The sequence below is a fragment of the Brevundimonas sp. M20 genome (genome assembly GCF_006547065.1).
In the GTDB taxonomy this organism is placed as follows: domain Bacteria; phylum Pseudomonadota; class Alphaproteobacteria; order Caulobacterales; family Caulobacteraceae; genus Brevundimonas.
On sequence record NZ_CP041243.1, the window covers coordinates 2,981,059 to 2,995,165 of the forward strand.

The 14,107-nt window shown below is 69.1% G+C and carries 13 protein-coding genes and 1 other RNA gene; 8 read left to right on the top strand and 6 right to left on the bottom strand.

Annotation, left to right across the window (positions count from 1 at the left end):
- Positions 1 to 38 precede the first annotated feature (38 nt).
- Both FKQ52_RS14645 and ffs read right to left on the bottom strand, forming a co-directional pair.
- Positions 39 to 1,907 carry a DNA polymerase III subunit gamma/tau gene (locus FKQ52_RS14645; RefSeq protein ID WP_141627867.1) on the bottom strand — a complete coding sequence of 623 codons (1,869 nt, stop codon included), beginning with the start codon at positions 1,905 to 1,907 and terminating at the stop codon, positions 39 to 41.
- Positions 1,908 to 2,086: 179 nt separating this feature from the next.
- Positions 2,087 to 2,180, bottom strand: an RNA gene (gene ffs, locus FKQ52_RS14650) — signal recognition particle sRNA small type.
- A 58-nt stretch (positions 2,181 to 2,238) separates the two neighbouring features.
- Here ffs and nudC point away from each other — a divergent pair.
- Entirely contained in the window at positions 2,239 to 3,171 is a 933-nt protein-coding gene (gene nudC / locus FKQ52_RS14655; protein ID WP_141627868.1) for an NAD(+) diphosphatase, read from the top strand.
- Positions 3,172 to 3,272: 101 nt separating this feature from the next.
- Positions 3,273 to 3,635, top strand: coding sequence for a four helix bundle protein (locus FKQ52_RS14660; RefSeq protein ID WP_141627869.1), 363 nt, complete (start codon positions 3,273 to 3,275; stop codon positions 3,633 to 3,635).
- A 3-nt stretch (positions 3,636 to 3,638) separates the two neighbouring features.
- Here the strand turns inward: FKQ52_RS14660 and FKQ52_RS14665 are convergent, their stop codons facing one another.
- Positions 3,639 to 4,370 (bottom strand): 3-deoxy-manno-octulosonate cytidylyltransferase, encoded by a 732-nt coding sequence (locus FKQ52_RS14665; RefSeq protein WP_141627870.1) that lies wholly within the window; start codon positions 4,368 to 4,370, stop codon positions 3,639 to 3,641.
- Positions 4,371 to 4,520: 150 nt separating this feature from the next.
- On the opposite strand from FKQ52_RS14665, the gene FKQ52_RS14670 reads away from it, so the two are divergent.
- Positions 4,521 to 5,237, top strand: a complete 717-nt coding sequence (locus FKQ52_RS14670; RefSeq protein ID WP_141627871.1) for a cytochrome c family protein — start codon at positions 4,521 to 4,523, stop codon at positions 5,235 to 5,237.
- Positions 5,238 to 5,319: 82 nt separating this feature from the next.
- Here FKQ52_RS14670 and FKQ52_RS14675 read toward each other — a convergent pair whose 3' ends face one another.
- Together FKQ52_RS14675 and FKQ52_RS14680 are read right to left on the bottom strand one after the other, a co-directional pair.
- Entirely contained in the window at positions 5,320 to 6,093 is a 774-nt protein-coding gene (locus tag FKQ52_RS14675) for an NlpC/P60 family protein (protein ID WP_240811667.1), read from the bottom strand.
- Between the two features lie 174 nt (positions 6,094 to 6,267).
- A complete protein-coding gene (locus tag FKQ52_RS14680) occupies positions 6,268 to 7,644 on the bottom strand; it encodes a M17 family metallopeptidase (protein WP_141627872.1) in 1,377 nt (458 codons plus the stop codon).
- A gap of 75 nt (positions 7,645 to 7,719) precedes the next feature.
- Here FKQ52_RS14680 and FKQ52_RS14685 point away from each other — a divergent pair, with 75 nt between their 5' ends.
- From FKQ52_RS14685 to thrS, 5 genes are all read left to right on the top strand, one after another.
- Positions 7,720 to 8,589 (top strand): tetratricopeptide repeat protein, encoded by an 870-nt coding sequence (locus tag FKQ52_RS14685; RefSeq protein ID WP_240811668.1) that lies wholly within the window; start codon positions 7,720 to 7,722, stop codon positions 8,587 to 8,589.
- A gap of 51 nt (positions 8,590 to 8,640) precedes the next feature.
- Positions 8,641 to 9,303 (top strand): HAD-IA family hydrolase, encoded by a 663-nt coding sequence (locus FKQ52_RS14690; RefSeq protein ID WP_141627873.1) that lies wholly within the window; start codon positions 8,641 to 8,643, stop codon positions 9,301 to 9,303.
- A gap of 72 nt (positions 9,304 to 9,375) precedes the next feature.
- The gene (locus FKQ52_RS14695; protein ID WP_141627874.1) at positions 9,376 to 9,846 is read left to right on the top strand and encodes an iron-sulfur cluster assembly scaffold protein; all 471 of its coding nucleotides are present in this window, start codon (positions 9,376 to 9,378) and stop codon (positions 9,844 to 9,846) included.
- Between the two features lie 46 nt (positions 9,847 to 9,892).
- Entirely contained in the window at positions 9,893 to 10,150 is a 258-nt protein-coding gene (yidD, locus tag FKQ52_RS14700; RefSeq protein ID WP_141627875.1) for a membrane protein insertion efficiency factor YidD, read from the top strand.
- On the top strand, positions 10,150 to 12,078 hold the full coding sequence (thrS, locus tag FKQ52_RS14705) for a threonine--tRNA ligase (protein WP_141627876.1): 1,929 nt from the start codon (positions 10,150 to 10,152) through the stop codon (positions 12,076 to 12,078). The genes yidD and thrS overlap by 1 nt, the downstream gene beginning before the upstream one ends.
- A 143-nt stretch (positions 12,079 to 12,221) precedes the next feature.
- Here thrS and phnE read toward each other — a convergent pair whose 3' ends face one another.
- Positions 12,222 to 14,060 (bottom strand): phosphonate ABC transporter, permease protein PhnE, encoded by a 1,839-nt coding sequence (phnE, locus tag FKQ52_RS16910; RefSeq protein ID WP_370450975.1) that lies wholly within the window; start codon positions 14,058 to 14,060, stop codon positions 12,222 to 12,224.
- Between the last annotated feature and the right edge of the window lie 47 nt (positions 14,061 to 14,107).

The following is a 14,107-nucleotide window of genomic DNA, read 5'->3' on the forward strand; positions in this document are numbered from 1 at the left end:
CAAACCCTTCCTGCTCACTGCCGCCTGCTCACTGCCGGCTAGTCTTCCTCGTCCGCCTCGTCCGGGATCACCGGCAGTTCGATGGGGTCGGCGAGCTTGCGGATTTCACCGATGCGGGCGCCCGGGAAGGCGTCCATGATCGCCTTCACGAAGGGATCGGCCTCGACCTCGGCGCGCTCCTCGGCGCGCTTGCGCTTGTCGATCTCGATGATGGTTTCGCCGCCGCCCTGACCGTTGGCGGCGATCAGCCAGGTGCGGCCGGTCCACTCCTTCAGGCGACCGGACAGGCGCCGGGCCAGATCGACCGGCGCGCCCTGCACGCTTTCATAGGTGATGGCGCCGGGCTTGAAGGCCACGGGGCGGACGAAGCGCTGCACGTCCATCTGCAGGCCGACCTCGCGCTTCTCGCCGATCAGGGCGACGACCTGTTCGAAGGACTGGGGGTCCGGCAGGGCGGGCGCGGCCATGGGGCGGACAGCCAGTTGGGCCGAGGCGCCGCCCCCTCCCCCGCCGCCGACACGCTGGCCGGAGCCGGGGCCGCCGCCGACAGGCTCGCCGTCGCGCAGGGCTTTCAGCGCCTCCTCCGGCCCCGGCAGGTCGGCGGCGTAGGCCAGACGCACGATGGCCATTTCCACGGCGTCGGCGGGATTGGGCGCGCGGCGCACCTCGTCCAGCGCCTTGAGCAGCATCTGCCAGGTGCGCGACAGGGTCCCGGCCGAGATGACCGCGCCCAGCGCCGTCAGCTTCTGGGCCTGATCATTGGGCAGGCGGGTGGCGTTCGGCCCCAGCATCTTGGCCACCGAGGCGGCGTGGCAGTGCTCGAGCAGGTCGTTGGTCACCTGCACCGGATCGGCGCCGAAGCCGTAGAGGGTGCGGAACAGCTCCAGCGCCTCGGGCGTGCGGCCCGCCATGATCGCCTCGAACAGGGCGATGGTCTGGGTGCGGTCGGCCAGACCCAGCATGTCGCGCACGACCGTGGCCTGCACCGTCTCGCCGCGTTCACCCTGCACCAGCGCCTGATCCAGCAGGGACAGGCCGTCCCGGACCGAGCCTTCGGCGGCGCGGGCGATCAGGGCCAGGGCCTCCTGCTCGATCTTCATGCCCTCGCGATCCGCGACGCGGCCGAGGTGCTCGACAAGGATTTCCGGCTCGACGCGGCGCAGGTCGAAACGCTGGCAGCGGGACAGGATGGTCACCGGCACCTTGCGGATTTCGGTGGTGGCGAAGATGAATTTGGCGTGGGGCGGCGGCTCCTCCAGCGTCTTCAGCAGGGCGTTGAACGCCTGCGTCGACAGCATGTGGACCTCGTCGAGGACGTAGACCTTGTAGCGCGCCTCGACCGGGGCGTAGCGGACGCTTTCGAGGATGTCGCGGATGTCGTTGACGCCCGTGTGGGAGGCGGCGTCCATCTCCATGACGTCCATGTGCTGACCGGCCATGATGGCGGCGTCGTGCCGGCCGTGGGCCGTCAGCTCCAGCGAGGGCCGGTCGATGACGTCGGTCTCGTTGTTCAGGGCGCGGGCCAGCAGGCGGGCCGTGGTCGTCTTGCCGACCCCCCGCACGCCGGTCAGCATGAAGGCGTGGGCGATCCGCCCCGTGGCGAAGGCGTTGGTCAGGGTGCGCACCATCGCCTCCTGCCCGATCAGGTCCTCGAAGGTGCGCGGACGATATTTGCGGGCCAGCACCTGATAGGCGGCGCCGTCATCCTCGGCCGGTTCGCCGGCGGGCGCGGGCTTGGGCGCGGCGGGCGGCGCGGCGGCCTTCACCGGCTCAGGCGCGGGAGCCGCCTCGGGCGCCGGAGCCGGGGCGCCGAACATGTCGTCGGTGTTGGGGTCGCGCTCTTCCACCGCCTCGGGGGCGTCTTCGTCCCACGGAGGGCCGTCGAGGTCGGGGTCGGTATCGCTCATACGCCCGTCTTAACCCGACGGAGCGCCGGGGCGAAGGGGGCGCGACGAGGGAGTTGTGGGCGGTCTGGCGCCCTTCCACCACGCGATGCGCGGTCCCCCTCCCCAAAGGGGGAGCAATGATCCCGCGCTCAAGCAGCGAGCGACCGCGTCGCGAGCGTTAGAGCACTTCAAATGTCAGGAAAGGTGGAGACCGCGACCCGAAGGGGAATTCGTTGTGGCTGCTGCCTTCCGGCCCTGACCAGATTGGCGAAGCCTTCGCCCGCGATCTCCGAGACGAGATATGGCGGTTTGGGCTCGCCGATGCAAGCGTGGGCTTGCTAGACAGGACGGCATGCCCCTTTCGATCCAGAACACGTTCGCAGGCAATCCGCTCGACCGGGCGGGGGACAGACGAAACGACCCGGCCTGGCTGGCCGAGCAGGAGGCCAATCCGGAAGCACTGGCGCTGGTGATGTGGCAGGGCAGGCCGCTGGTCGAGGACCATGCGGACGGGCCGCGCCTGCAATGGCTGTCGCTGGGCCACGCCCGCGACGTCGTGCCGGACCGGGAAGTCTTTCTGGGCCTGTGGAAGGAGGCTCCGGTCTTCGCCATTGAAGTCGAAGGACCGGTCGATCCGGCGGCGGGACCGCTGCAGGGGCTGGGCGCCTTCATGGACATGCGCGAGGCGGCGGGCGTGCTGTCCGCCGCGGACGCCGCCATGGCGGGACTGGCCAAGAGCCTGTTCGACTGGCGCGCGCGACATGGCTTCTGCGCCGCCTGCGGCCACGCCAGCGACACGGCTTCGGGCGGCTGGAAGCGCATCTGCCCGGCCTGCAAGACCGAGCATTTCCCGCGCGTGGACCCGGTCACCATCATGCTGGTCATTCATAAAGGCGGGACCGAAGACCGCTGCCTGCTGGGCCGTCAGGCGGCCTGGCCTGAGGGCCGGATGTCCGCGCTGGCGGGCTTCCTTGAACCGGGCGAGAGCATCGAGGAAGGCTGCGCCCGCGAGATCGCGGAAGAGGCGGGCCTGACGGCGACGAAGGTTCGCTACCACTCCAGCCAGCCCTGGCCCTTCCCGTCCCAGCTGATGATCGGCCTGTTCGCCGAGGTGGACAGCGACGACGCCCGCCCGGACCAGACGGAGCTGGAGGCGGTGGCGTGGCTGACGCGGGCGGAAGCCGCCGAGGTGCTGGCGGGGACGCACCCGACCATCAAGGCGCCGCCGCGAGTCGCCATCGCCCGCACGCTGATTCAGGCGTGGGTGGATGGGTTTGATGTCTGAGTGAGGGATTAGGGATTTGGGATTAGGGATTAGGCTCGATCAACTTCAAGAAAGCTGATTTCGCGCCATGATTGTTCGCCTTGGTTTGGGAGCGAACAAAGATGGCGCAATCGCATCGAGAGCTTGCGGTCTGGCAAAAGGGGCTCGACCTCGCATGTCTGGTTTACGAACTGACCCGCCAGATGCCGAAAGAAGAGATGTATCGGATGTCCGGACAAATCGTCCGATGCTCAGCGTCCATCCCTGCCAATCTGGCAGAGGGCAACGCCCGGAGCACACGACGCGATTACGCGCATTTCGTCAGCATCGCGCGAGGGTCAGCAGCCGAACTCGAGACGTTCCTGCTGATCATCAAGCGCCTCGGCCTCGCACCCGCCGGCACTGTCGATGATCTTCTTTCGCGGACCGAGGAAGTTGGGCGAATGCTGACCGGTCTCAGAACCAAGCTCGCACCTAATCCCTAATCCCTAATCCCTTACCGCCTGTTCCCGCGCCGCCTCCAGATCCGCCGGATTGTCGACCGACAGGGGCGCCTCGTCGATGACGGCGGCCCAGATTTGCAGGCCCATTTCGAGCGCGCGGAGCTGTTCCAGCTTTTCGCGCTTCTCCAGCGGCGACGGCGGGGCGGCGCAGAATTTCAGCAGGGCCTCACGGCGGTAGCCGTACAGGCCGATATGCCGCCAAACGGGGGCGTCGCCGTACAGGGTCGAGCGGGTGAAATAGAGGGCGCGGCCATGGCGCTCGCCCTCGGACAGGGCCAGCACGGCCTTGACCACATCGGGGTTGGAGCGGTCGGACAGATCGGCCTCCGGCGCCACCAGGGTCGCGATGTCGCACTCCGGCTGACCGTGCAGCAGGGCGGCGCAGGCGGTGGCGAGGCCGGGGTCGGCGAACGGCATGTCGCCTTGCAGATTGATCACCGCATCGAAGTCGCCGTCCGGGTCGATGGCCTCCAGCGCGGCGCGGATACGGTCCGAGCCCGACGGCAGGTCCGGATCGGTCAGGACGGCGACGCCGCCGATGGCCTCGATGGCGTCCACGATCTCCTGATCGCCCGCCGCCACGGCGACCTGAAGTCCCGACAGGGCGGCCTGTTCATAGGCCCGCACGATCATCGGCTTGCCCCCGATATCGGCCAGCGGCTTGTTGGGCAGACGGGTCGCCGCCATGCGAGCGGGAATCATTATCAGCGGATTCATCGGTCTGCCTCGTTGCCTGCGACAGCGGACGCGCCGAAAGGTCGCTCCGGGCCGGTTGCGAAGGCCGCGCTAGCGTGTAAGAGACGCCCACGCAAGAATTCGCCCGCCGTTCATTCGGCCGGGCCCTAACTTACGGGATGCGACGACGCGATGAGCGGCGATCTGAAGTGGAACAAGATTTTCGGCGCCGCTCTGGCGGTGGGCCTGGTCATCGTCGGCGTGCAGCAGGTGACCGGCGCGATCTACCACACCGAGGCCCCTGAAAAGATGGGCTACTTCGTTGACGCGCCGGAAGAAGCCGCCGGCGGCGCCGAGGAAGTGGTGCTGCCGCCGGATTGGGGCACTGTCCTGCCGGCCGCCGATCTGGCCAAGGGCGAAGCGGCCTTCGCGCGCTGCCAGGCCTGTCACAACATCGCCTCCGGCGGCCCGGACGGGATTGGTCCGAACCTCTACGGCGTCGTCGGCGGCCCGGTCATGCACCGCGCGGGCTTCGCCTATTCGGACGCCATGAGCGCTCACAAGGCCGAGGCGCCGACCTGGGGCTACGACCAGCTCGACCAGTTCATCACCGCTCCGGCCCGTTACGTGCCGGGCACCAAGATGTCGTTCGCCGGTATTCGCGACCAGCAGACCCGTATCGACCTGATCGCCTGGCTGCGCTCGCAAGGCTCGGGCGGCTTCGCCATCCCGGCGCCGGATCCCGCGCGCCAGCCGGGCGCCGCCGCTCCGGCGGAAGGCGCGGCTCCGGCCGAAGGCGCCGCCGCCACGGAAGCGACGGCTCCGGCCGCTGAAGGCGCCGCTCCGGCGACCACGCAGGCGACCCCGGCGGCCCCGCCCGCCGCGACCAGCGCTCCGACCGGAGGCTGAGGTCGGTCGCAGATACGGAAAGGCCCCGCCAGCGACGGCGGGGCCTTTTTCGTTGGGGTCGTCCCGCCGATAGCTTCAGGGACTACAGCCTTCTGAACACCGCCGTCCCGAATCCGTCCGCCGCATAGCGGGCCTCGGCTTCGGCCAATCCCTCGACGACCACCGCGCCGTGGTGGCCGGTGGCGTGCAGGACGCGGTCGGCGTCGAGCAGGATGGCGGAGTGGCCGTTCCACGGTCCCAGATCGTCGTGCAGCCAGACGACCAGATCGCCCCGGCGGGCCTCGGCGCGGGCGACTTCAACGCCCAGTTCGGCCTGCTGGTCCGGATAGCGGGGCGCGGCGCGACCGCAGGCGTAGAGGGCCTGCTGAACCAGACCGGCGCAATCGGTCCCGCGCGAAGTGCGGGCGCCGGGGACATGGGGCACGCCCAGCAAGCGCTCGGCCACGGCGACAGGATCGTTTTCGAAGTCGCCGACGGGCTGGAAGCCGGGGTCCTCGCCCTCGATCACAAGGGCGTTCAGCGGCAGGGCGGCGTCGACGGCGGCGACACGGGCGGTCGGCAGGACCGCGCCCTCGGTAAGGTCCGCGCGGGCGACCCAGCCGACCACGCCGTCGCGGCGCGCCCGGCCCCACAGGCGGTCGCCGTCGGCGTCCAGAACGTCGAAAATCTCACCGAAGATCAGCTGATCGACGCGCGCGCCGGTTTCGCCGCTGACGTCGGCCACCGGCGCGGCGCAGCGCATGGGCCGGGTCGCGCGATAGGTCGCGGCGGGGACAACGCCCTCAAGCGCCTGCTCGGCCAGATCGGGCCGGGCCAGCGTCGTGCGGGGGTCCAGAATGTCGGCGGCTGCGGTCAAACAAGGCTCGTCCGGTTGAGCCGGTGTTGTAACGCGCGGTGGTGGAGGGGCGGTTAACGCGGCCCCGGAGGGAGGGATTAGGGACTAGGGATCAGGGATTAGGCTGACGGAGCCCGTCCCAAGCCGCCCGAGCGACCCTCCCCCCCTAATCTCTGATCCCTAATCCCTAATCCCTCACCCGAAGCGACGGCGCAGCATCTCGAACGACGCCCGCAGGCCCTGAGCCTCACCGCCTTCGGGCCAGCCGGGGCGGGCGCGGGGGTTCCAGGCGAAGATGTCCATGTGGGCCCAGGCGCCGGTTTCGGGCGCGAACTTCTGCAGGAAGAGGGCGGCGGTGACCGAGCCGGCCTGCGCCCAGGCGGCGGGGTCGTTGCGCAGGTCGGCGATCTCGGCTTCCAGCGCGGGCTTGTAGCCGGGCCACAGCGGCATACGCCACAGGGGGTCGCCGACATCCTTCGCGGCGCTGAGCATGTCCGCGGCCAGCACCTCGTCATCCGTATAAAGCGGCGGCAGCTCCGGTCCCAGCGCCATGCGGGCGGCGCCGGTCAGGGTGGCGAAGTCCAGCGTCAGGTCCGGATTGTGCTCGGTCGCGCGGGTCAGGACATCGGCGAGGATCAGACGGCCCTCGGCGTCGGTGTTGCCGACCTCGATCGTCAGGCCCTTGCGGGTGTTCAGGATGTCGCCGGGGCGGAAGGCGTCGCCGGAGACCGCGTTCTCGACCGCCGCGACCAGCACGACCAGACGCACCGGCAGCTTCGCCTGCATGACCAGACGACCGAGGCCCAGCACATGGGCCGAGCCGCCCATGTCCTTCTTCATATTGCGCATGCCCGCCGCGGGCTTGAGGTCCAGACCGCCGGTGTCGAAGACCACGCCCTTGCCGACGAGGGCGACCAGCGGCAGGTCGGTCTTTTCGAGGTTCCAGCCGATCTCGATGACGCGCGGGGCGCGATGCGGGGCGGCGGCGCGACCGACGGCGTGCACCGAGGGGTAGTTCTCGTCCAGCAGGGCGTCGCCGGTGATGACCGAGATCGTCGCGCCCGCGCTTTCGGCGATCTCGCGGGCGATGGTCTCGATCTGCAGCGGCCCCATGTCGGCGGCGGGGGTGTCGACCATCTCGCGCGTCAGGGCGCAGGCGGCGGCGATATCGAGCAGGGGCTGGACCTCGACGCCCGGGACGGCCAGTCGCGCGCCGGTCGCGGGCTTCGTCTTGTAGCGGTCGAAACGATAGGCCCCGAGCGCGAAGGCCAGAGCCGCCTGCGACGCCGCCTCGCCCTCGACGCCCTCCAGACGCCACAGGCCCGGGGGCAGCTTGGCCGACAGGGCGCGGGCGCTGAGCGGATCGAAGCGCTCGCCCGCGCCGAACAGGGCGCCGGTCAGGGCGCCGTCCGCGCCGGGCAACAGCAGCAACTGGCCCGCCTTGCCGGTGAAGTCATTGGCGGCGGCCCAGGCGGCCTCGGCGCCCGACAGGGCCGCATCCCTGCCCACCACGCGGACCGGAAGCGCGCCCTTGGCGTCGGCGGTCAGGAGGTCGGGATGAAGAACGGACATGGCGACGGCCTTTGTTAACCAGCAGTTGACGCGGAAGACCGATTCTGTGGCCGACCTTCCCGGAGCGCCTTATCCATGTCGCGCACGACCGCCCGTATCGCAACCATTGCCCTACCTGGTGTCTTGGCCGGGGCCCTGTTCGCCGCGCTCGCCACGCCCGCGCCGGCGCAGCAACAGCAATCGTTGCTCCCGCCCCAGCCCGCCGCAGCGCCGGAGGCCGCCGCGCCGCGCCCCGCGCCGACGCCCGCCAGCGCCGAGGCCCGGACCGCCGCCGATCGCGCCGACGCCCTGACCCGCTCCGTGTTCTGGACGCAGGAAGCCGAAATCGCGCCCAACGACCCGGTCGCGGGCGTGAAGGCGGCGCAGGCCCTGCGTGAACTGGGTCGCTATGATCAGGCCGCCGATCAGGCCCAGCGCGTGCTGATGGTGCAGCCGACCAACTATGACGCCATGCTGGAGGTCGGTCGGGGTCACATCGCGCGCGGTCAGGCCTTTTACGGAATTCAGGCCCTGGAGCAGGCGCGGGACGCCCGGCCGGGCGACTGGCGGCCGTGGTCCCTGCTGGGCGCCGCCTATGAGCAGGTGCGCCGCACGGAAGACGCCCGGGACGCCTGGGCGCAGGCGCTGGCCATCTCGCCCGAGAACCCGGACGTGCTGACCAATATGGCGGTCTCGGCCATGGCCAAGGGCGACAACGCCGCCGCCGAGCCCCTGCTGCGCCGCGCGGCCGCCCAGCCGGGCGCCTCGCTGAAGGTGCGGCTGAACCTCGCCATGGTGCTGGGCCTGACCGGCAAGATGGGGGAGGCCGAACAGATCCTGCGCCGCAACCTGCCGCCCGAACAAGCCGACAGCAATCTGGCCTGGCTTCAGGCCCGCCTCGCCGGGGGCTCTCAACAGGCCGCCGCCGCGCCGGGACGCACCTGGACCTCGCTTCAAGGCGGCTGATCAGGCGCCGGGGCCGGTTGTTCGCCGACGTCCCCTGTGGTGAACAGGGGCATGGCCTCCCCTCCCCCGGTTTCGCCCCGCCTCTGGCAGGCGTTCCTGTTCGACATGGACGGAACCCTGATCACCTCCACCGCCGCCGCGGAACGTGTGTGGGGCCGGTGGGCCGAGCGGCACGGGTTGGACGTTGCCGCCTTCATCCCGACCATTCACGGCGTCCGCGCCGCCGACACCATCCGCAAGCAGAACCTGCCGGACATCGACCTTGAGGCCGAGGTCGCCTGGGTCGAACGGGGCGAGATCGAGGATCTGGACGGCGTCGTGCCCATCGCGGGAGCCATCGACTTCGTGAAGCGCCTGCCGCCGGACCGCTGGGCCGTGGTGACATCGGCCACCGTGCCGCTGGCCGAGGCGCGGCTGAGGGCGGCGGGCGTGACGCCCCCCGCCGTGATGATCACGGCCGAACAGGTCGAGCGCGGCAAGCCGGACCCGGCGGGCTATCTGCTGGCGGCGGAACGGCTGGGCTTCGACATCGCCGACTGTCTGGTGTTCGAGGACGCCGAGGCGGGGATCAGGGCCGGCGAGGCCGCAGGCGCGGGCGTGGTGGTCATCACGGCGGCGTGGACGCATCCGCTGACGACGGATCACCCGAAGCTGGCCGACTATGGGGATTCAGCGCTGGAGGTCGGGACGGACGGGATGCGACTGGAATTTTGAACCCCTCTCCCACCGGGAGAGGGGTTGAGAGAGAACTTCCCTCCCCCGCCCGCAGCCCTTATCTTCACGGCCATGATCGACGAGCTTTACAGCGCGCGCATCCTGACGCTGGCGGCGAACCTGCCGCATAGCGGCCGACTGCCCGCGCCCGAAGGGACCGGCGAACGGGTCGCCAAGCTGTGCGGCTCCAAGGCCGTGGTCGATGTGACGCTGGACGCCGACGGCCGGATCGAAAGCTTCGCGCAGGATGTGAAGGCCTGCGCCCTCGGTCAGGCCGCCGCGGGCGTGCTGGGCGAGGCCGTGATCGGCGCGACGGAGCCGGAACTGGCCGCCGCGCGTGACGCCATGCTGGCCATGCTCAAGTCCGGCGGCGAAGGCCCCGAGGGTCGTTTCGAGGGCCTGCGCGCCCTGAAACAGGTCGCCGACTATCCGGCGCGCCACGCCTCCACCATGGTCGCCATCGAGGCGACGCTGGAGGCCGTCACCCAGGCCTTGGGCCGCAAGACCCCCGACACACGAACTAGGCTCGCCGGTGCGGCCTGATCGTCGCTTGTCGTAGCCGCGCTCGCGGTTGATAAGCGCAACCGACATGGCCCTCGGCGATACCCTTTATGAACACGGCGTCCGCCTTGCCCATCGCGGGTACAAGGTGACGCTGTCGCCCCTGATCGGACAGCACTGCCGGTTTCGACCGACCTGCTCCGACTACGGCCGGGACGCGCTGATCCAGCACGGCCCGATCCGGGGGGGATGGCTCACCATCCGACGCCTCTGTAAATGCCATCCCTTCAGCGGCATGGACTGGACCTATGATCCGGTGCCGCCGCCGCCCGAAAAGACAGACTGATGATCGAACTCAAATTCCCCGACGGCGCCAGCCGACAATATGATGACGGCGCCACGGGCCGTGACGTCGCCGCCTCCATCTCGCCCTCGCTGGCCAAGCGGGCCGCGCTGGTCGAGATCAACGGCCAGCAATGGGACCTTGATCGTCCGCTCGAAGGCAGCGGCGACTTCAAGCTGATCATGCGCGACGATCCGGGCGCACTGGAGACCATTCGGCACGACGCCGCTCACATTCTGGCGCAGGCGGTGCAGGAGCTGTTCCCCGGCACCCAGGTGACCATCGGCCCGGCCATCGAGGACGGGTTCTATTACGACTTCTTCCGCGAGGAGCCCTTCTCGACGGACGACTTCGCCGCGATCGAGAAGCGGATGGCCGAGATCGTCGATCGCGACGAAAAGCTGGTGCGCGAGGTCTGGGACCGCGACGAGGCCGTGGCGATGTTCGAGGCCAAGGGCGAGAAGTTCAAGGCCGAGCTGATCCGCGACCTGCCCGCCGGCGAGACGATCACGGTCTATCGCACCGGCGGCTGGGCCGACCTGTGCCGCGGCCCCCACTTCCCGACGACGAAATTCGTCGGCAAGGCCTTCAAGCTGACCAAGGTCGCCGGGGCCTACTGGCGCGGCGACAGCAAGCGCGAGCAGCTGCAGCGCATCTATGCGACGGCCTGGGCCAACCAGGCCGATCTGGACGCCTATCTGAAGCGTCTGGAGGAGGCCGAGAAGCGCGACCACCGCAAGGTCGGCAAGGCCATGGAGCTCTTCCACATGCAGGAAGAGGGCCGGGGCATGGTCTTCTGGCACCCCAAGGGCTGGGTTCTGTGGCGCGTGCTGGAAGCCTATATGCGCCGCCGTCTGGACAAGGCCGGCTACGTCGAGGTGAAGACCCCGCAGGTGCTGGACCGCAAGTTCTGGGAACAGAGCGGCCACTGGGACAAGTACCGTCCCAACATGTTCGTCTGCGAGACGGTCGAGGGCGAGGAACTGAGCCTGAAGCCGATGAACTGCCCGGGCCACGTGCAGATCTTCGATCAGGGTCAGCGCTCATACCGTGAACTGCCGCTGCGCATGGCCGAGTTCGGCGCCTGCCACCGCTATGAACCGTCCGGTTCGCTGCACGGCCTGATGCGGGTGCGCGGCTTCACCCAGGACGACGCCCACATCTTCTGCCGCGAGGACCAGATCGTCGAGGAGACGGCCGAGTTCATCAAGCTGGCCCGTTCGGTCCACGCCGACCTGGGCATGGAGACGGCCTACATCAGCCTGGGCACCCGCCCCGAGAACCGCGCCGGCACGGACGAGTTCTGGGACAAGGCCGAGGCCCTGATGGCCGACGCCGCCCGCGCCGCCGGAACCGAGCCGGTCGTCACCGAGGGCGATGGCGCCTTCTACGCGCCCAAGCTGGACTTCATCGTCAAGGACGCCATCGGCCGCGAATGGACCTGCGGCACGATCCAGCTGGACTATGTCCTGCCGGAACGTCTGGACGCGACCTACATCGCCGAGGACGGCCAGAAGCACCGCCCGGTCATGCTGCACCGCGCGATCCTGGGCTCGTTCGAGCGCTTCATCGGCATCATGATCGAGAACTACGCCGGGGCCTTCCCGCTGTGGCTGGCGCCGGTTCAGGCCGTGGTGGCGACCATCGTGTCGGACGCCGACGACTACGCCCACGAGGTGGTGGCCAAGTTCAGGGCCGCCGGTCTGCGCACCGAGATCGACCTGCGCAACGAGAAGGTCGGCTACAAGGTGCGCGAGCACTCGGTCGCAAAGGTCCCGGTCATCGCCGTGGTCGGGAAGAAGGAGGCCGAGGAAGGCAAGGTCGCCATCCGCCGCCTCGGCTCGCAGGCCCAGGAACTGGTCACCGTCGAGGAAGCCATCCGCATCCTGACCGACGAAGCGACGCCGCCGGATCTGAAGCGGGCCGGGTGAAGAGTGAGCATGGGCTGTCAGTGAGCGGGACTTGAGCGCTCACTCCTCGCTCACTTTTCACTCTTCACCACCGCAAGGCTGAAACAGAAAGCCCGCCCCGTGGATCACGGGGCGGGCTTTTTCGTGCGCCGATGGCAGGCGGCTCAGAGGAGCCGCTTGCGCATCGCCTGCGACAGCATGTCGATCAGGGTGACGGCCACGACGATGATGATCGCGATGGTCGAGACCTTGGAATATTCGAAGCCCTGCAGGGCCTCGAACAGCGTCTGGCCGATACCGCCGGCGCCGATCAGGCCCAGCACGGTGGCCGCGCGGCTGTTCGATTCGAAGCGGTACAGGGCGAAGGAGGTCCACAGCGGCGCCACCTGCGGAATGACGCCCCAGGCGATCTCGTGCAGACGGCCGCCGCCGGTCGCCTTCACCCCCTCGATGGGCCCCTTGTCGATCGACTCGACGGCTTCCGAGAACAGCTTGGCCAGAACACCGGCGGTGTTGAAGCCGATGGCGAGCACGCCGGCCAGCGGGCCGAGCCCCACGGCGACGATGAACAGGGTGGCGACCACCAGATCAGGCACCGAGCGCAGCAGGTCCATCAGGCGGCGCACCGGCCACACCAGCCAGGCGGGCGACAGGTTGCGCGACGCCATCAGGCTGAGCGGCACGGCCAAAAAGACGGCCAGGAAGGTGCCCCACAGGGCGATCTGCACCGTCAGCCACATCTGGCCAACCAGCAGTTGCCACTGGCTCAGATCAGGGCTCAGGAAGTCGCGACCGTACTCCTGCATCTTTTCCGGATTGGAGAAGAGGTTGCCGATGTTCGGCAGACCCACGCGGTTGAAGGCCGCGATCAGGATGATGGCGAAACCGCCCCATAGCAGGACGTCCAGCGACCAGGCGGCCAGCGACTTTTTCGGCGGCTGCGGAATGGTCGCGGCGTCGAGCTGAACCGGGGCCGGCTTGGGCAGCAGGTTCATGATGATGGCGACGATCGCCAGAAGGCCGATCAGGGCGAAGGGCGCCCATTTGGTGAACTGCTGGGTCTTGGACGGCGGGGCGACTTCGGGCGGACGGCCTTCACGCTTGGCCTGGTCGGCCTTCATCTCGCGGATGGGGTCCAGATAGCTGTTATCGGCGGCGCGGAACTGGGAGTAGTTCAGCCTGGTCATGATCTCGCGCTGACGGGCGACATCAGCGCCGTAGCCCTGACCGTAGGTGACGAAGAACTGGCGGATCTTCGCCTTTACGTCGGCGGGCAGATCGCCGCGGATCAGGATGCCCGACTCCGGAATGGGGGGCGATTCCCAGATCACCTCGATCTGGTCGGCGATGCGCGGGTTCTGGCGACGCAGGAAGACGGTGTTGACCGAGTTCGAGGTGGCGACATCCACCTGCCCGTTGGCGATGGAGAAGGAGTTGGCCTGGTGGCTGGCCGAACGGACGGTGGCGAAGCAGGTCCGCGGGTCGATGTTCCGCGGGCTGAAGAAGTAGGTCATCGGGGCCAGGGTGCCCGAGGTCGACTGGGCGTCGCCGATGCCGAAATCAAGTTTACGGTCGCAACGCACGACGTCGTCGAGCGTGACGCCCGAGCCCTTCTTCACGATCAGGGTCGAGGTGTAGGAATCCTTGCCCTCGATATCGACGGTGCGGGCGACGACTTCGGCGCCGGCGCGATCGATGGCCTGCACGGCGGGCAGGGCCGAGAACCAGCCGATCTGGGCCTGATCGGCGCTCATGGCCTCGACCAGCACGCTGTAGTTCGAGCCGAAGATGGGCTCGACCGGAATGCCGACGGCGCGCTCCAGATCATCCAGCAGCGGCTGCCACAGCGGGCCCGACGAGGCCTGGCCTTCCGCCGAAAGGATGGTGAAGACCAGCTTTTGCGGGCGCTCCTGCGCCTGCGCGGCGGCAGGGACCGTGGTCAGGCCGAGGACGACCACGGCGAGCGCCAGAACGGCGGCGAAGACAGTACGAAGGCGGCTCATGCCCATGGCTTTCCGGAACGCGCCCGAACGGGCGGCTGGGGTGGTCT